General features: G+C 56.9%; 15 protein-coding genes and 4 tRNA genes. 15 read left to right on the top strand and 4 right to left on the bottom strand.

Annotated features, from left to right (window positions below):
• The first annotated feature begins 58 nt into the window (after positions 1-58).
• Both ACZ0A4_RS13275 and ACZ0A4_RS13270 read left to right on the top strand, forming a co-directional pair.
• Positions 59-301, top strand: a complete 243-nt coding sequence (locus tag ACZ0A4_RS13275) for a hypothetical protein (RefSeq protein ID WP_007917343.1) — start codon at positions 59-61, stop codon at positions 299-301.
• Positions 302-330: 29 nt separating this feature from the next.
• Complete coding sequence (locus ACZ0A4_RS13270; RefSeq protein ID WP_034154674.1) at positions 331-1,080, top strand: TerC family protein; 750 nt, start codon at positions 331-333, stop codon at positions 1,078-1,080.
• Positions 1,081-1,337: 257 nt separating this feature from the next.
• Here the strand turns inward: ACZ0A4_RS13270 and ACZ0A4_RS13265 are convergent, their stop codons facing one another.
• Positions 1,338-1,508, bottom strand: a complete 171-nt coding sequence (locus ACZ0A4_RS13265) for a hypothetical protein (RefSeq protein WP_371043623.1) — start codon at positions 1,506-1,508, stop codon at positions 1,338-1,340.
• 233 nt (positions 1,509-1,741) lie between these two features.
• On the opposite strand from ACZ0A4_RS13265, the gene ACZ0A4_RS13260 reads away from it, so the two are divergent.
• From ACZ0A4_RS13260 to ACZ0A4_RS13250, 3 genes are all read left to right on the top strand, one after another.
• Positions 1,742-2,413 (top strand): peptidase C39 family protein, encoded by a 672-nt coding sequence (locus tag ACZ0A4_RS13260; protein WP_463577551.1) that lies wholly within the window; start codon positions 1,742-1,744, stop codon positions 2,411-2,413.
• Between the two features lie 90 nt (positions 2,414-2,503).
• A complete protein-coding gene (locus ACZ0A4_RS13255) occupies positions 2,504-2,710 on the top strand; it encodes a DUF6021 family protein (protein ID WP_463575075.1) in 207 nt (68 codons plus the stop codon).
• Between the two features lie 12 nt (positions 2,711-2,722).
• Positions 2,723-2,929 carry a hypothetical protein gene (locus ACZ0A4_RS13250; RefSeq protein WP_463575074.1) on the top strand — a complete coding sequence of 69 codons (207 nt, stop codon included), beginning with the start codon at positions 2,723-2,725 and terminating at the stop codon, positions 2,927-2,929.
• A 53-nt stretch (positions 2,930-2,982) separates the two neighbouring features.
• On the opposite strand, the gene pbpG is transcribed toward ACZ0A4_RS13250, so the two are convergent.
• Entirely contained in the window at positions 2,983-3,921 is a 939-nt protein-coding gene (gene pbpG, locus ACZ0A4_RS13245; RefSeq protein WP_463575073.1) for a D-alanyl-D-alanine endopeptidase, read from the bottom strand.
• 230 nt (positions 3,922-4,151) lie between these two features.
• Positions 4,152-5,006, bottom strand: coding sequence for a bifunctional methylenetetrahydrofolate dehydrogenase/methenyltetrahydrofolate cyclohydrolase FolD (folD, locus tag ACZ0A4_RS13240; protein ID WP_007917331.1), 855 nt, complete (start codon positions 5,004-5,006; stop codon positions 4,152-4,154).
• A 275-nt stretch (positions 5,007-5,281) separates the two neighbouring features.
• On the opposite strand from folD, the gene ACZ0A4_RS13235 reads away from it, so the two are divergent.
• The 10 genes from ACZ0A4_RS13235 (at position 5,282) to ACZ0A4_RS13190 (ending at position 14,679) form a co-directional block, all read left to right on the top strand.
• Positions 5,282-5,358: transfer RNA gene (locus tag ACZ0A4_RS13235), tRNA-Arg, on the top strand.
• 32 nt (positions 5,359-5,390) lie between these two features.
• A tRNA-His gene (locus tag ACZ0A4_RS13230) sits at positions 5,391-5,466 on the top strand.
• Positions 5,467-5,522: 56 nt separating this feature from the next.
• Positions 5,523-5,607: transfer RNA gene (locus ACZ0A4_RS13225), tRNA-Leu, on the top strand.
• 77 nt (positions 5,608-5,684) lie between these two features.
• A tRNA-His gene (locus tag ACZ0A4_RS13220) sits at positions 5,685-5,760 on the top strand.
• A 402-nt stretch (positions 5,761-6,162) separates the two neighbouring features.
• Positions 6,163-7,473, top strand: a complete 1,311-nt coding sequence (gene tig / locus ACZ0A4_RS13215; RefSeq protein ID WP_463575072.1) for a trigger factor — start codon at positions 6,163-6,165, stop codon at positions 7,471-7,473.
• Positions 7,474-7,566: 93 nt separating this feature from the next.
• The gene (clpP, locus tag ACZ0A4_RS13210) at positions 7,567-8,202 is read left to right on the top strand and encodes an ATP-dependent Clp endopeptidase proteolytic subunit ClpP (protein WP_007951559.1); all 636 of its coding nucleotides are present in this window, start codon (positions 7,567-7,569) and stop codon (positions 8,200-8,202) included.
• Between the two features lie 112 nt (positions 8,203-8,314).
• Positions 8,315-9,598 carry an ATP-dependent Clp protease ATP-binding subunit ClpX gene (gene clpX, locus ACZ0A4_RS13205; protein ID WP_003223632.1) on the top strand — a complete coding sequence of 428 codons (1,284 nt, stop codon included), beginning with the start codon at positions 8,315-8,317 and terminating at the stop codon, positions 9,596-9,598.
• A gap of 163 nt (positions 9,599-9,761) precedes the next feature.
• Positions 9,762-12,158: an endopeptidase La gene (lon, locus tag ACZ0A4_RS13200; protein ID WP_463575071.1), complete on the top strand. Its 2,397-nt coding sequence runs from the start codon at positions 9,762-9,764 to the stop codon at positions 12,156-12,158.
• Between the two features lie 148 nt (positions 12,159-12,306).
• Positions 12,307-12,579, top strand: a complete 273-nt coding sequence (locus tag ACZ0A4_RS13195; RefSeq protein WP_003183171.1) for an HU family DNA-binding protein — start codon at positions 12,307-12,309, stop codon at positions 12,577-12,579.
• A gap of 228 nt (positions 12,580-12,807) precedes the next feature.
• Positions 12,808-14,679, top strand: coding sequence for a SurA N-terminal domain-containing protein (locus tag ACZ0A4_RS13190; protein WP_463575069.1), 1,872 nt, complete (start codon positions 12,808-12,810; stop codon positions 14,677-14,679).
• A gap of 709 nt (positions 14,680-15,388) precedes the next feature.
• Here ACZ0A4_RS13190 and ACZ0A4_RS13185 read toward each other — a convergent pair.
• Positions 15,389-16,594: an MFS transporter gene (locus ACZ0A4_RS13185; RefSeq protein ID WP_463575067.1), complete on the bottom strand. Its 1,206-nt coding sequence runs from the start codon at positions 16,592-16,594 to the stop codon at positions 15,389-15,391.
• Positions 16,595-16,688 lie beyond the last annotated feature (94 nt).

Raw genomic sequence — 16,688 nt, 5'->3', positions numbered from 1 at the left:
AATGCCCAGCCATCGACGGCCGGTCTGTGAGCCTGTCTGTTCATTCGAAGGAAACCTTATGAAATACACAATCCCAGCATTGATGTTTACGTCTTTACTGCTTCTGGCCGGTTGCGATCAGGCCGAGAAGAGCGCCCAGCAACTGATGGGCAAGGCTGCCGAAAGCGCCAAGCAAGCGATCGACGACACCCACAAGGCTGCCGAGCAAGCGCTCAGCGATGCCACCGGCGGCTTGATCGAGAAAAAGGAAACACCGGAAAAAGACGCGGAAAAATCCGAATCTTCCTCCAAGACCATCTAATTCGTCTTACACAGAGTCAGGACTGACCCATGGAATATCTGTTACAGCTCGCCGCCAGCCCCACCGCCTGGGTTGCTTTGGCCACATTGGTGGTGATGGAAATCGTGCTCGGCATCGATAACCTGATCTTTATCTCGATCCTGACCAACAAGCTGCCCAAGCAGTACCAGCAGAAAGCGCGCCGCATCGGTATTGGCATGGCGTTGATCCTGCGCCTGGCGCTGTTGAGCACCATCGCCTTCATCGTGCAGTTGACTGCACCTGTGATCGAAATTCTGGGTCAGGCGTTCTCCTGGAAAGACATGATCCTGATTGCCGGTGGTCTGTTCCTGGTCTGGAAAGCCACGACCGAGATCCATCACAGCATGGACCCGGCACCGGAAGATCCGAAGTCGGCGACCTCGACGGTTACGCTGGGTTTCGCTGCCGCTATTGGCCAGATACTGATGCTCGACATGGTGTTCTCGATCGACAGCATCATTACTGCCGTCGGCATGACTGAACACTTGCCGATCATGATCATCGCGGTGGTGGTGTCGGTACTGGTGATGCTGTTTGCCGCTGAACCGCTGGCCAAGTTCATCAACGATAACCCGACGGTGGTGATGCTGGCCCTGGGCTTCCTGATCATGATCGGTATGACCTTGATCGCTGAAGGTTTCGGCGCCCATGTACCGAAAGGTTATGTGTATGCGGCGATGGCGTTCTCGGCTTCGATTGAAGTGCTGAACATGATGTCGCGTCGGGCGAAGCAGAAGAAGCTGGCTGAGCAGGCGTAACTGCTGAAAGTACAAAAAAACCGCCTGACTCTTAGAGATCAGGCGGTTTTTTTTCGATTCTGAATTTGCAGTGTGGAATAGAACCAGCCCCTCACCCCAGCCCTCTCCCAAAGGAGAGGGAGCCGATCTGTGTGGTTTTCAAACTTGGGTTGGGCTCGGTATTGCAGGTCGGCGTAACTCGAGAAAACAACTCGATCAATCACCTCTATCTCGGGGAGAGGGCCAGGGTGAGGGGCTTTAGCTTTTGATGTTGAACATCAGTGCGCAGTCGCGTGGCGTACCCGGTGTTCCTCGGCTTTCTCAACCGCAGCAGGCTGAACCGGATGGTGATGGTGGCGCCGTGAAATCCGCAGCACCCCCCACAACATGGCAGCCGCCACGGCCAGCCAGCCGGCAATCAACATCACAATGGTCATGGTCAGGCTCATCAGTGCCTCCTCTTCGCCGTGCATCGGGCGCACACTTTTCAATTCGCTCTGTTTCAGTGACAGTCTAGACAATGGGGTGTTTCAGACTATTGACCAAAGGTCGATTGCGACCAATCAGTTTGCTCTATGCAATCGGCGTGTCTGCCGCTTAAGGCTATACCGCAGACTGGCGCGGCCCTATGATCGCAGGCGTTGCCGGAACACGATGACCGGCGTCTGAACAGAGAGTGATGATGGTGCAGGTAATTTCTCGAATTCGTGCGGCGCTGCTGGTGGCGGGTTGTGCGGCCTTGTTGGCCGGATGTGCAGGCAGTGTCGCGCCCGAGGTCAAGCGTCTGCCGGAGCGGGTCGAACTCAGCGGCACGTTCTATCGCGGTGAAGCCAATCAAAGCGGGCCGCAAGTGCTGGCCAGCCTGTTATCGCAGCAGGGCGTCGTGATCACCCCGGGCTTGCTGGAAAAACCCCTGCACTTGCCGGGTGCCGAAGACAAACTGCAGCAGAATATCCAGAACCTTGCCCGCGAATACGGCATGGTGGTTTATCCATTGGACAGCAATCTGCCTGCGCTTTTGACGCAAGTGGCGGCGGGTTATCCGGTAATGGTGCGTTTCAGCGAGGGTTCGGCGTTCTGGGCCGAGCCGCGGTACGCGATCTTGTCCGGTTATGACCGCAACAAGCAGAAGGTGCTGCTGCGTGCGGGAATGAACCGTCGCGAACTGATGAGTTTCGGTTCCTTTGAGTCGGCCCTGGAAAATTCCGGTGGCTGGGCCGTGCTGATTCAGAAACCGTCGCAGATTCCGGCAGCCGTCGACCGTCAGCGCTGGCTCAAAGCGGCCGATGAACTGGCTCAGGCCGGTCAGGAAAACGAAGCGGCGCAGGCGCGCAAGGCCCTGGCGGCTCACTGACTTTCCGTTCGTCATCTGCCGGGCACGACTGGGCCCGGCAGGCCTCCTACGAGTAGAACCCGTTTGTTGCGGGTGAATCAGGAGACGAACATGGCAGACTCCCCATCCCCGAAAGGGCCGCATTCGTCCGAGCATTCGTCGGGTCATGATCTGGGCTTCGACCCGGATTCGCCAGACGTCGACGATCCGCAAGTCGATCCGGTTGGCCCGGCAAAAGCGCCGAAAGACGTAAAACCCGGTGAAGACGAGAAGACGCCGGCCAAACCTTATGACCCGCTAGCCAATCTGAAACCTTGATGCGAGGTGCGTATGAGTACCGATTCAAGCTTCGATGATCAAAAACCTGACAGTGTACCCACGACGCCGGAACCGGACATTGATCCGGTGCTGGACCCGGACAGCCCGATGCGCGACCCGATGGCTCGGCCTAATGTGCTGACACCCGAGCCTTCGCGCGATCCGAGTGCAGGCGATGGCGTCCCCGATGACGACAAAATGCCGCTGCCCAATGACTGATTCACGGACGAAAAAAAGCCCCGACGATTCGGGGCTTTTTCTTGTGCGGCGGGTTACTTGGACGCCTCAACCACGCCGCTCTGGCGCGACTTGAGGTTCTTCTCGGCCTTGTATTGTTGAGCCACCGCGGGAACGTTGGCGCTTCGCCCGGTTTCCACCCAGCTGCGAATACGACTGGCGTCGGCAAAATGGGTGTACTTGCCAAATGCGTCGAGAATCACCAAAGCGACCGGACGATTGCCCATTTTCGTCACCAGAACCAGGCAATGCCCAGCGGGGTTGGTGAAGCCGGTTTTGGTGATCTTGATGTCCCAATCGGCCTTATTGACCAAGTGGTCGGTATTACGGAAACCCAGGGTGTAATTGGGTTTGCGGAACGACACGGTTTTTTCCTTGGTAGTGGTGAGTTCACTGAGGAGCGGATACTTATGCGCGGCCACCAGCAACTTGCTCAGGTCACGGGCGGTGGAAACGTTACGCTCCGACAGGCCTGTCGGCTCGACGAAGTGCGTGCTGGTCATGCCCAGCGCCTTGGCTTTGGCGTTCATCGCCGCGATAAAGGCTGCATAACCGCCCGGATAGTGGTGCGCGAGGCTGGCGGCCGCGCGGTTCTCCGAAGACATCAGGGCGATCAGCAGCATCTCGCGACGCGGCAGTTCACTCTTTAGTTTGACTCGGGAGAACACGCCCTTCATTTCCGGCGTATTGCTGATATCGACATTGATCCATTCGTCCATGTTTTGCCGGGCTTCAACCACAACCAAACCGGTCATCAACTTGCTGACAGAAGCGATCGGCACGACCACGTCAGGGTTGCTGGAGTAGATGACTTTATTGGTCTGCATATCCATGAGCAGGGCGCTGCCGGAGGCGATCTTCAGGGTCGAAGCGTCGCGTGGGGCAGCGGTGGTTTCCGCAGCGTTGATCGTTGGCGTGATGAAAGTGCCTGAAACTGCAAAAAACAGGCTCAGAATCGAAAGACGAATTTTCACGCGGGCGAACTCATAAAAGTTGGATATTCCGTTAGTTTGTAACGGGTTATTTCTTCAAAGCGTCGCATTCTAGGAGTATGGCTGAAGATCTGTCGATGGTTGTTTGAGTGACCTGAAAATCTCGTGAAAAGGCCTGTAAAAAGAGGGGTTTCCGGCGAACGGTTACAGTTTTTTCTCAGGCATGAAAAAACCCGCACAAGGCGGGTTTTTCTTATTGCTGAAAATACCGGTCAGGCGTGCAGGGTTTCTGCCGCATAAAGGGTGTTTTCCAGCAGGCAGGCACGGGTCATCGGACCGACGCCGCCCGGCACCGGGGTGATCCAGCCGGCGCGGGGCAGGGCGGTTTCGTAAACAACGTCACCGACCAGTTTGCCGTCATCCTGACGGTTGATGCCGACGTCGATCACGATCGCGCCTTCCTTGATCCACTCGCCTTTGACCAGGCCCGGCTTGCCGGCGGCCACCACCACCAGATCGGCACGACCGACATGGCCGGCCAGATCCTTGGTGAAGCGGTGAGTCACGGTCACGGTGCAGCCGGCCAGTAGCAGTTCCATCGCCATCGGGCGACCGACGATGTTGGAGGCGCCGACAACCACTGCGTCCATACCGTAGAGATCAGCGCCAGTGCTTTCCAGCAAAGTCATGATGCCTTTGGGCGTGCATGGACGCAGCAGCGGAATGCGCTGGGCCAGGCGGCCGACGTTATAAGGGTGGAAACCGTCGACGTCTTTGTCCGGGCGGATACGCTCCAGCAGTCTGGAGGCGTCCAGATGCTCGGGCAGCGGCAACTGAAGCAGGATGCCATCGATTGCAGGGTCGTCGTTAAGGCGATCGATCAGATCGGTCAACGCGTCTTGCGTGGTGTCGGAGGGCAGGTCGTAGGCTTGAGAGAGGAAGCCAACCTCTTCACAGTCTTTACGCTTGTGCGAGACATAAACCTGAGAGGCAGGATCGCTGCCGACCAGGATCACCGCGAGGCCGGGAGTGCGCAGGCCTTGCTGGCGACGCTCGGCAACTCGTTGGGCGATCTGCTGGCGCAGGCTGGCGGCGATCGATTTGCCGTCGATTAGTTGTGCAGTCATTGCGCGTGATTAACCATCGAGAGGGGAAAAAATGAGAACGCATTCTCGCATGTCGAGCGGTGAGGGCAAAGGCGCTTGGTCAGCAAATTCCTCTAACTCCTTTAATTAAATGAATTTTTTTCAAAAAGGATTTGACGACCTTCGGAGCGCTCTATACTATTCGTCGCACTTGTCGGGCACAGCCTAGCACTGGTTAAGAAGGTGAAGCGGAATCAAGGTTCTGCGACACTGGAAAGCACTTAGTTTGTAGTCCTTTAAGAATACAGATTAATAAGGCGCCCGTAGCTCAGCTGGATAGAGCATCCGCCTTCTAAGCGGATGGTCGCAGGTTCGAGTCCTGCCGGGTGCGCCATTAGGCAGCTTTGGCACAAGTAGCGCGATATGGTGGGCGTAGCTCAGTTGGTAGAGCACGGGATTGTGACTCCCGTTGTCGTGGGTTCGATCCCCATCGTCCACCCCATATTTCGAAAGGCGCCAGATGTAACAGTCTGGCGCCTTTGCTTTAAAGCTTCATCTGCGGATGTGGTGGAATTGGTAGACACACTGGATTTAGGTTCCAGCGCCGCGAGGCGTAAGAGTTCGAGTCTCTTCATCCGCACCAATTAAAGCTTCATTCATGTCTTCGGGCTGGTGAAGTTTCAACAAAGAAGTTGTTTGGCTTTTTTGTTACGCAATATGGTGGGCGTAGCTCAGTTGGTAGAGCACGGGATTGTGACTCCCGTTGTCGTGGGTTCGATCCCCATCGTCCACCCCATATTTCGAAAGGCGCCAGATTTAACAGTCTGGCGCCTTTTTTGTTTTAGCGGTTCTGAAAACCGGCGATTGTCGGTTTCGGGGCGCAAGGGCAGGGCGCTTCGTCGTATTTATGTTGCTCGATGATGCTGCGCTGCTCGCCGGGCTTGCTTGCAAGAACGGCCGTCAGGGAGTGAACGGCAATCTCTTCTATATATAGAAGCGGTTGGCGCAGAGCCCTGGCGTGATTGGTTGTATTCGCCTGTGGGGCGCACTGCATTGGTGTAGTGGCCCCGATAATATGCCTGCTGTTTTTTTACCCGTTTTCAGTAGGGTGACTTCTTGAGTTTGACCCACTAGAATGCATGCCCTTGATTCTGGGGTCGGAAACGGCCGGCTAACGTCTGTGCAACGAGGAATATCCATGCAAGTTTCTGTTGAAAATACTACTGCTCTTGAGCGCCGCATGAGCGTCACCGTGCCGGCTGAGCGCATTGAGAGCCAGGTCAACAAGCGTCTGCAGCAGACTGCCCAAAAGGCCAAGATTGCTGGCTTCCGTCCAGGCAAAGTGCCAATGAGCGAAATCAAGCGCCGTTTCGGTGCTGATGCTCGTCAGGAAGCTGTCGGTGATGTTATCCAGTCCTCCTTCTACGAAGCTGTGGTTGAGCAGAAGCTGAACCCGGCTGGTTCGCCTTCGATCGAGCCTAAGTCGCTCGAAGCTGGCAAGGATCTGGAATACGTTGCTGTATTCGAAGTGTTCCCTGAGTTCACCGTTGCCGGTTTCGACGGCATCACCGTTGAGCGCCTGAGCGCTGACGTGGCTGACGCTGACCTGGACAAAATGCTCGACATCCTGCGCAAGCAGAACACCCGTTTTGAAGTGGCCGATCGCGCTGCCCAGAACGAAGACCAACTGAACATCGATTTCGTTGGCAAGGTTGACGGCGAAGTGTTCGCTGGCGGTTCCGCCAAGGGCACTCAGCTGGTGCTGGGTTCCGGCCGCATGATCCCGGGCTTCGAAGAAGGCCTGGTTGGCGCCAAAGCCGGCGAAGAGCGCGTTCTGAACCTGACCTTCCCAGAGGACTATCAGAACCTGGACCTGGCTGGCAAAACCGCCGAGTTCACCGTGACCGTCAACACTGTTTCCGAGCCTAAACTGCCAGAGCTGAACGAAGAATTCTTCGCTCAATTCGGTATCAAGGAAAGCGGCATCGACGGTTTCCGCACCGAAGTTCGCAAGAACATGGAGCGTGAACTGCGTCAGGCGATCAAATCCAAGGTCAAGAATCAGGTAATGGACGGTCTGCTGGCCACCAACCCGATCGAAGTGCCTAAGGCGCTGCTGTCCAACGAAGTTGATCGTCTGCGCGTGCAGGCTGTTCAGCAGTTCGGCGGCAACATCAAGCCTGATCAACTGCCGGCCGAGCTGTTCGAAGAGCAGGCCAAGCGCCGCGTTGTGCTGGGTCTGATCGTTGCTGAAGTGGTCAAGCAATTCGACCTGAAGCCTGACGAAGCTCGCGTTCGCGAAATGATTCAGGAAATGGCTTCGGCTTACCAGGAGCCTGAGCAGGTTGTGTCGTGGTACTACAAAAACGAGCAGCAGCTGAACGAAGTGCGTTCGGTTGTGCTGGAAGAACAAGTTGTGGATACTGTTCTGCAGAAAGCTAGTGTGACCGACAAAGCGGTCTCTTACGAAGAAGCAGTCAAGCCGGTAGAAGCTCCAACAGCCGACTGATTGATTTTGCGTTAAGAAGTACACACCATAAGCCAGCTCTCGAGCTGGCTTATGCGTATTCAAGACATAACTATTTGGGAGCGACTGCAGAGCATGTTCCGTAATTCTTATATTCAGCAGAACTCTGATATCCAGGCCGCCGGCGGCCTGGTCCCGATGGTTGTCGAGCAATCTGCTCGTGGCGAACGCGCCTATGACATCTATTCGCGCCTGCTCAAGGAGCGAGTGATCTTTCTGGTTGGTCCGGTAGAGGACTACATGGCCAACCTGATCTGCGCGCAACTGCTGTTCCTTGAAGCGGAAAACCCGGACAAGGACATCCATCTTTACATCAACTCCCCGGGCGGTTCGGTGACTGCAGGCATGTCGATCTACGACACCATGCAGTTCATCAAGCCGAACGTATCGACCACCTGCATCGGCCAGGCCTGCAGCATGGGTGCATTCCTGCTGACCGCAGGTGCCCCGGGCAAGCGTTTCTGCCTGCCGAACTCGCGCGTGATGATTCACCAGCCACTGGGCGGTTTCCAGGGCCAGGCGTCGGACATCGAAATCCACGCCAAGGAAATCCTCTTCATTCGCGAGCGCCTGAACACGCTGATGGCCAAGCACAGCGGGCGTACTCTGGAAGAAATCGAGCGCGATACCAATCGCGACAACTTCATGAGTGCAGAAGCTGCGAAGGAATATGGCCTGATCGACGAAGTGATCAACCAGCGCCCAGCTTAAAATAAGCAGCTCAAAATAGGCTTGGTCGGCTTGGCCGATCAGCGGCGGGCTTGAAAAAGCCCGCAATAGCCTTCATCTTGTGTTGCAAGCCTATCGGATTTGGATCGAACGAATGACTGACACCCGCAACGGCGAGGACAACGGCAAGCTGCTCTATTGCTCCTTCTGTGGCAAAAGCCAGCATGAAGTGCGCAAATTGATTGCCGGCCCCTCGGTCTTTATCTGCGACGAGTGCGTCGACCTGTGCAATGACATCATCCGCGAGGAGGTGCAGGAAGCCCAGGCCGAAAGCAGCGCGCATAAATTGCCTTCGCCTAAAGAAATCAGCGGCATCCTTGACCAGTACGTCATTGGTCAGGAGCGTGCGAAAAAGGTTTTGGCCGTAGCGGTGTACAACCACTACAAGCGCCTGAACCAGCGTGACAAAAAGGCTGACGACGTCGAACTCGGCAAGAGCAACATCCTGCTGATCGGCCCGACAGGCTCCGGTAAAACCCTGCTGGCCGAAACACTGGCCCGCTTGCTGAACGTTCCGTTCACCATCGCCGACGCAACCACTCTCACCGAGGCGGGTTATGTGGGTGAAGATGTCGAGAACATCATTCAGAAGCTGCTGCAGAAGTGCGATTACGACGTAGAGAAAGCCCAGATGGGTATTGTCTACATCGATGAAATCGACAAGATTTCCCGCAAGTCCGACAACCCGTCGATCACCCGGGACGTTTCCGGTGAAGGCGTGCAACAGGCCTTGCTCAAGTTGATCGAAGGCACGGTCGCTTCCGTACCGCCGCAAGGTGGTCGCAAGCACCCGCAGCAGGAATTCCTGCAGGTCGACACCCGTAACATCCTGTTCATCTGTGGTGGTGCGTTCTCCGGTCTGGAAAAGGTTATTCAAAACCGTTCCACCAAAGGCGGCATCGGTTTCAACGCAGAAGTGCGCAGCAAGGAAGAGGGCAAGAAAGTCGGTGAATCCCTGCGTGAAGTCGAGCCTGACGATCTGGTCAAGTTCGGTCTGATCCCGGAATTCGTCGGTCGTCTGCCGGTCCTCGCGACGCTGGACGAGCTGGATGAGGCTGCGCTGATGCAGATCCTCACCGAGCCGAAAAATGCTCTGACCAAACAGTATGCCAAGCTGTTCGAGATGGAAGGCGTGGATCTGGAGTTCCGGACCGACGCGCTGAAATCGGTCGCCAAGCGTGCCCTGGAACGTAAAACCGGTGCCCGTGGCCTGCGTTCGATTCTCGAAGGTGTACTGCTCGACACGATGTATGAAATCCCCTCGCAGTCCGAGGTGAGCAAAGTCGTGATCGATGAAAGCGTGATCGAAGGCAAGTCCAAGCCACTGTATATCTACGAAAACAGTGAGCCGACCGCCAAGGCAGCACCGGACGCGTAAGCGTCCACTGCGCCGCAACAAAGAAGGGGCCTTCGGGCCTCTTTTTTTTTATGTCATTTTTTACATCCGCTTTGCGCTTGTTTTTTTTCAAGGCAGCCCCCATCTTGGTTTCAAGCTCAATTCCATCTGATTACGGCCATATGGCCGCCGTAGAGGCGAAATCATGAAGACAACCATCGAATTGCCTCTCCTGCCATTGCGTGATGTCGTGGTTTATCCGCACATGGTTATCCCGCTGTTCGTGGGGCGCGAGAAATCCATCGAAGCCCTCGAGGCCGCGATGACGGGCGACAAGCAGATCCTGCTGCTGGCCCAGAGAAACCCGGCTGACGACGATCCCGGTGAAGACGCGCTCTATCGCGTAGGAACCATCGCCACCGTTCTCCAGTTGCTCAAGCTGCCTGATGGCACCGTAAAGGTTCTGGTTGAGGGTGAGCAGCGCGGCACCGTCGAGCGCTTCAGCGAAGTCGACGGCCACTGCCGTGCCGAAGTCTCGTTGATCGAAGAAGTCGACGCTGCCGAGCGTGAATCCGAAGTGTTCGTGCGTACGCTGCTGTCGCAGTTCGAACAATATGTGCAGCTGGGCAAGAAAGTCCCGGCTGAAGTCCTGTCGTCGCTCAACAGCATCGATGAACCGGGTCGTCTGGTCGACACCATGGCCGCGCACATGGCGCTGAAAATCGAGCAGAAGCAGGAAATTCTCGAAATCATCGATTTGTCGGCCCGGGTCGAGCACGTTCTGGCGTTGCTGGATGCCGAGATCGATCTGCTGCAAGTCGAAAAACGCATTCGTGGCCGCGTCAAAAAACAAATGGAGCGCAGTCAGCGCGAGTACTACCTGAATGAGCAGATGAAGGCCATTCAGAAAGAGCTCGGCGACAGCGACGAAGGCCACAACGAAATCGAAGACCTGAAAAAGCGTATCGACGCTGCCGGTCTGCCGAAAGACGCGCTGGCCAAGGCCACTGCCGAGCTGAACAAGCTCAAGCAGATGTCGCCGATGTCCGCTGAGGCCACCGTGGTGCGCTCGTACATCGACTGGCTGGTGCAGGTGCCGTGGAAGGCGCAGAGCAAGGTTCGCCTGGACCTCGCGCGTGCAGAAGACATTCTCGATGCCGATCACTACGGTCTCGAAGAGGTCAAGGAACGTATCCTTGAATACCTCGCCGTGCAAAAACGCGTGAAGAAAATCCGTGGCCCGGTGTTGTGCCTGGTCGGTCCTCCGGGCGTGGGTAAAACCTCGCTGGCGGAGTCGATTGCCCACGCCACCAACCGCAAGTTCGTGCGCATGGCCCTCGGTGGCGTGCGTGATGAAGCGGAAATTCGTGGTCACCGTCGGACTTACATCGGTTCGATGCCAGGAAGATTGATTCAAAAGATGACAAAGGTGGGGGTGCGCAACCCGCTGTTCCTGCTCGATGAAATCGACAAAATGGGCAGTGACATGCGTGGCGATCCGGCGTCGGCGTTGCTGGAAGTGCTCGATCCTGAGCAGAACCACAACTTCAACGACCACTATCTGGAAGTCGATTACGACCTCTCGGATGTGATGTTCCTGTGCACCTCGAATTCGATGAACATCCCGCCGGCGCTGCTCGACCGGATGGAAGTCATCCGTCTGCCGGGCTACACCGAAGACGAGAAGATCAACATTGCCGTCAAATATCTCTCGCCAAAACAGATCGCCGCCAATGGTCTGAAGAAAGGCGAGCTGGAATTCGAAGCAGAAGCGATCCGCGACATCATCCGTTACTACACCCGTGAAGCGGGTGTGCGTGGCCTCGAACGCCAGATCGCCAAGGTCTGCCGCAAAGCGGTGAAAGAGCACGCAATGGAGAAACGCTTCTCGGTGAAAGTGACAGCTGACCTGCTGGAGCACTTCCTCGGTGTGCGCAAGTTCCGTTACGGTCTGGCCGAACAGCAGGATCAGATCGGTCAGGTGACCGGCCTTGCCTGGACACAGGTGGGCGGCGAGTTGCTGACCATCGAAGCCGCGGTTGTGCCGGGTAAAGGTCAACTGATCAAGACCGGTTCGCTGGGCGATGTAATGGTCGAATCGATCACTGCCGCGCTGACTGTTGTGCGCAGCCGCGCCAAGAGCCTTGGCATTCCTCTGGACTTCCACGAGAAGCGCGACACACACATCCACATGCCGGAAGGGGCGACCCCGAAGGACGGCCCTAGCGCTGGTGTAGGCATGTGCACGGCACTGGTATCGGCATTGACCGGCATCCCGGTGCGCGCCGATGTCGCTATGACTGGTGAAATTACCTTGCGTGGTCAGGTGCTGGCGATTGGTGGCCTGAAGGAAAAACTGCTGGCGGCTCACCGCGGCGGAATCAAGATCGTGATTATTCCGGAAGAGAACGTGCGTGATCTGAAGGAGATTCCTGACAATATCAAGCAGGATCTGCAGATTAAACCGGTTAAATGGATTGACGAGGTCCTGCAAATTGCGCTGCAATACGCGCCGGAGCCCTTGCCGGATGTGGCTCCGGAGATAGTTGCCAAGGACGAAAAACGTGAGTCTGACTCTAAGGAAAGAATTAGCACGCATTAATACGCTTTTGCTTGGGGGGCTTCCTTGACAGTTTTTTAGAGCCCTTGTTATAAAGCGGCTCTTAAGTGTCTGTAGGCCATTCAGCACTCGTTTTTGCTTTCACCAAAAAACTTAGAATCATCTCAAAATAGATATAAGGGGACTTAGAGTGAACAAGTCGGAACTGATTGATGCTATCGCTGCATCCGCTGATATCCCGAAAGCTGCTGCTGGCCGTGCGCTGGACGCTGTAATCGAATCCGTCACTGGCGCTCTGAAGGCTGGCGACTCCGTTGTTCTGGTTGGTTTCGGTACTTTCTCCGTGACGGACCGTCCGGCTCGTACCGGTCGTAACCCTCAGACCGGCAAGACTCTGGAAATCCCGGCTGCCAAGAAGCCAGGTTTCAAAGCCGGTAAAGCACTGAAAGAAGCTGTTAACTAAGTTTTCAGGTTTTTACCCATCCGGGTCGGGGTCATGCCTGACTTGGCAGCGGAGCGGTAGAGCAGGTAGCTGAAACAGTTGCCTGTAACGCCGGGATCGAGGGTTCGAGCCCTGTCCGCTCCGCCAGTTACGAGAAGGCGCATCCTCGGATGCGCCTTTCTTCTATCCGGATTCTACCCACGCTCCACGGTTGCCTAATTTTGAAGTTCAACCGTTTCTGGGGGACGCATGCTGCAGAATATCAGGGACAATTCACAAGGCTGGATTGCCAAGACCATTATCGGGGTCATCGTTGCACTGATGGCTCTGACCGGTTTCGACGCCATTTTCCAGGCCACGACTCACAAGAATGAGGCGGCCAAGGTCAACGGTGATGAAATCAGCCAGAACGAGCTGAGCCAGGCCGTTGATATGCAACGCCGTCAGCTGATGCAACAGCTGGGCAAAGACTTCGATGCGTCTTTGCTCGACGAAAAAATGCTCCGCGAATCGGCCCTCAAGGGTCTGATCGATCGCAAGCTGCTGCTGCAAGGTGCCGAACAAGCGAAATTCGCCTTCTCCGAAGGTGCACTGGACCAAGTGATCCTGCAGACACCTGAATTCCAGGTGGACGGCAAGTTCAGCTCCGAGCGTTTCGACCAGGTAATCCGTCAACTGGGTTACAGCCGCATGCAGTTCCGCCAGATGCTGGCTCAGGAGATGCTGATCGGCCAACTGCGTGCTGGTGTGGCAGGCAGCGGTTTTGTGACTGACGCTGAAGTGCTGGCATTCGCCCGTCTGGAAAAACAGACACGCGATTTCGCCACCCTGAACGTCAAGGCTGACCCGGCGGCGGTCAAGCTGACCGACGACGAAGTCAAGGCTTACTACGACGAGCACGCCAAGGAGTTCATGACTCCGGACCAGGTGATCATCGATTACGTAGAGCTGAAGAAGTCTTCGTTCTTCGATCAGGTTGCCGTGAAAGACGAAGACCTGCAGGCGGCGTATCAGAAAGAGATCGCCAACCTGTCGGAACAGCGTCGTGCCGCGCACATTCTGATCGAAGTGAACGACAAGACCACCGAAGCTCAGGCCAAGGCGAAGATCGACGACGTCCAGGCGCGTCTGGCCAAGGGCGAGAAGTTCGAAGCGCTGGCCAAAGAGTTCTCCCAGGACCCGGGTTCGGCCAACAATGGCGGTGACCTCGGTTATGCAGGTCCTGGCGTTTACGATCCGGCGTTCGAAAAAGCCTTGTACTCCCTGTCGAAAGACCAGGTGTCCGAGCCGATTCGTACTGACTTCGGTTATCACCTGATCAAGTTGTTGGGCGTGGAAGCGCCGGAAGTGCCGACCCTGGCCAGCCTGAAAGACAAGCTGACCCGCGAGCTGAAAGCCGCACAGGTCGAACAGCGTTTCGTCGAGGCGACCAAGCAACTGGAAGACTCGGCGTTCGAAGCGTCTGACCTGGCTCAGCCAGCGGCGGATCTGAAACTGACCGTGCACACCTCCAAGCCGTTCGGCCGGGAAGGTGGCGAAGGTGTTGCGGCCAACCGTGCCGTTGTCACCGCTGCGTTCAGCACTGAAGTGATCGACGAGGGTGCCAACAGCACCGCCATCGAACTGGATCCGGAAACCGTGATCGTGCTGCGCTCCAAGGAGCACCTGAAGCCTGCGCAACTGCCGCTGGAAAGCGTGAATGTGGCCATCCGCACTCAGTTGACCAAAGAGCACGCGAGCGCGGCTGCCAAGACCAAGGCCGAGAAGCTGATTGCTGATCTGCGCGATGGCAAGGCTCCTCTGGACAAGGCGGTTGACGGGCAGAACTGGAAAGCTACCGAAGCGGCCACCCGTGGTCAGGAAGGTGTTGATCCGGCGGTGCTGCAAGCGTTGTTCCGTATGCCGAAGCCGGCTGCGAAGGACAAGCCGACGTTCACCAGCGTCACTTTGCCGGACGGTAGTCTGATGATTGTGCGTCTGAACGGCGTTAACGAAGCGGCTGCGCCGACGGATGAAGAGAAGGTTCAGTACCGTCGTTTCCTTGCTTCGCGTGAGGGGCAGCAGGACTTTGCGGCGTATCGCAAGCAGTTGGAAGCTCAGGCGGACATCAAGCGGTTTTGATGGTTGACTGAGATGTGATGAGAGCCCCGGCCTGAATAGGTCGGGGCTTTTTTTTGCTCTGGGTGCCGGGTCTTGGCGGCCTTTGGGCCGGCCATGCTCTTGGGGTTTTAGGTGAATATCCGTTGCTTCGGGGGGTGCCGTTGGCGGTTTCGCCCTTACGGCGAGGCACTTTTTCCAGACGCCGAAAAAGTACCCAAAAAGGCTTGTCCCAACGTTCGGCCCGCTCGCTAAAGCTCGGGGTTCCTTCGCTCCGGGATTCATCCGGGGGGCATCGCCTACGGTTTGCTTCGCTGCACCTCCTCTCGATGTGTTTGGCTCCGCCAAACGGTCGCTGCGCTCCCACCCCCGGATAAACCCCTCCACTCAGCCTGCCGACGGGACCGGTGGATCAAGATCAAAAGCTGCAGCCGAGCTAACGCTCATCCTGTTGAGTGGTGAGAAGCGAAGCTGCGCGAGGTGTTTGCGGTTCTGTGTTTTTGCTCTTCTGTGGGAGTGAGCCTGCTCGCGAAGGTAGCCTACCAGCCGACCTGTTTTTGCAGATGTACTCATTCCAATTTTAGGAGTGAGCCTGCTCGCAAAGGCGGCCTACCGGCCGACCTGTTTTTGCAGATGTACTCATTCCAATTGTAGGAGCGAGCTTGCTCGCGAAGGCGGCCTGTCAGTCGACCAATTTCCAGCAGACCGGATTTAATCCAGCGGGCAATCGGTCTCATCCAGCTTTTGGAAAACCTTGGTCCCGAGCGTTGACCGCCACAGACAAGGTCAATACCAGCAATCCTGCAACGATCCACGGAAATGTCCCCACCCCAAGGTTTCCCAGTAACAGACCTCCGACCAAGCCACCGCCAGCAATCCCGACATTCCATAGCGTCACCAGCATCGATTGCGCTGTATCGGCAGCCTCTTTCGCGGTTTTGGCAGATGCGGTTTGCAGCAACGATGGCATGGCGCCGAACGCCAGTCCCCAGACAGCGGTAGCGATGTAAATGACAATCGGCGAATCGCGCCACAGGCCCAGCACGACCGCTGACAGCATGAACAGCCCGGCACTGATCAACACCAGTTCGCGCAGCCAGCGGTCAATCAGGCTGCCGACGATCCACAGGCTCAGCACCGAGGCGAGGCCGAATACCAGCAGCACGCGGTCGACATTGGCATCAAGCCCGGATGGCTGCAGGAACGGCGCGATGTAGGTGTACAACAAGTTGTGCGCGACGACGTAGGTAAGCGTGACCAACAACACGGATCGCACGCCCGGCAAGGTGAACACCTGACGCAGTGGCAGGCGGTTTCCCGCGCGTTCGCCGGCGAAGTCCGGGACTTGCCACTGTACCCAGATCACCAGCACAACGGTCAGCGCGGTCATGATGGCGAAGCTCAGGCGCCAGCCCACCAGGGTGCCGAGCAGGGTGCCGGCGGGTATTCCCAGTGACAGCGCAAGCGGTGCGCCGAGCATCGCGACGGTGATGGCGCGGCCTTGCAGGTGTGGCGCGACCATACGGCTCGCGTATCCCGCCAGCAGTGCCCACAGCAACCCGGCAAATATGCCGGCAATAAACCGTGCAATCAGCGTCAGCCAGTACCATTCCGACAGGGCGGTGATGCTGTTGGCGATGGCAAAGCCGCCGATGGCGGCCAGCAGCAGCGGTTTTCTTCGCCAGCCTCGGGTGGCGATCGTCAGTGGGATCGCCGCCAGGATCGAGCCGATCGCATACAGCGTGACCAATTGCCCGATCAGCGCCTGGGAAACATTCAGGCCGCTGCTCATCTGCGGTAACAGGCCGGCGGGCATGGCTTCGGTCATGACCGTAATGAATCCGGCAGTGGCCAGTGCCAGCAGTGCGCCGAGGGGTAATCGCTCGTGGCGATCGGCAGGGTGTTCAAGTGCGGGGCAACCGAGTTGGGCATCGTTCATGAGGCGGCATCCATGTGCAAAGTTGACGAGAAACACAGGGTAGGGCGCTGCACATCGGCGAAAAACGGGTTAAGGTTCCGAACATATCGGACAC

The organism is Pseudomonas sp. AC172, from assembly GCF_979258595.1.
This window is presented reverse-complemented; position numbering and strand designations above follow the sequence as displayed.

What these genes read in the sequence shown, in the direction of transcription:
- tig (WP_463575072.1), top strand. Translation starts at nt 6,163, where the DNA reads ATGCAAGTTTCTGTTGAAAATACTACTGCTCTTGAGCGCCGCATGAGC.
- ACZ0A4_RS13260 (WP_463577551.1), top strand. Translation starts at nt 1,742, where the DNA reads ATGGTGCAGGTAATTTCTCGAATTCGTGCGGCGCTGCTGGTGGCGGGT.
- ACZ0A4_RS13250 (WP_463575074.1), top strand. Translation starts at nt 2,723, where the DNA reads ATGAGTACCGATTCAAGCTTCGATGATCAAAAACCTGACAGTGTACCC.
- ACZ0A4_RS13255 (WP_463575075.1), top strand. Translation starts at nt 2,504, where the DNA reads ATGGCAGACTCCCCATCCCCGAAAGGGCCGCATTCGTCCGAGCATTCG.
- clpP (WP_007951559.1), top strand. Translation starts at nt 7,567, where the DNA reads ATGTTCCGTAATTCTTATATTCAGCAGAACTCTGATATCCAGGCCGCC.
- lon (WP_463575071.1), top strand. Translation starts at nt 9,762, where the DNA reads ATGAAGACAACCATCGAATTGCCTCTCCTGCCATTGCGTGATGTCGTG.
- ACZ0A4_RS13185 (WP_463575067.1), bottom strand. Translation starts at nt 16,594, where the DNA reads ATGAACGATGCCCAACTCGGTTGCCCCGCACTTGAACACCCTGCCGAT.
- ACZ0A4_RS13270 (WP_034154674.1), top strand. Translation starts at nt 331, where the DNA reads ATGGAATATCTGTTACAGCTCGCCGCCAGCCCCACCGCCTGGGTTGCT.
- clpX (WP_003223632.1), top strand. Translation starts at nt 8,315, where the DNA reads ATGACTGACACCCGCAACGGCGAGGACAACGGCAAGCTGCTCTATTGC.
- folD (WP_007917331.1), bottom strand. Translation starts at nt 5,006, where the DNA reads ATGACTGCACAACTAATCGACGGCAAATCGATCGCCGCCAGCCTGCGC.
- ACZ0A4_RS13190 (WP_463575069.1), top strand. Translation starts at nt 12,808, where the DNA reads ATGCTGCAGAATATCAGGGACAATTCACAAGGCTGGATTGCCAAGACC.
- ACZ0A4_RS13275 (WP_007917343.1), top strand. Translation starts at nt 59, where the DNA reads ATGAAATACACAATCCCAGCATTGATGTTTACGTCTTTACTGCTTCTG.
- ACZ0A4_RS13265 (WP_371043623.1), bottom strand. Translation starts at nt 1,508, where the DNA reads ATGAGCCTGACCATGACCATTGTGATGTTGATTGCCGGCTGGCTGGCC.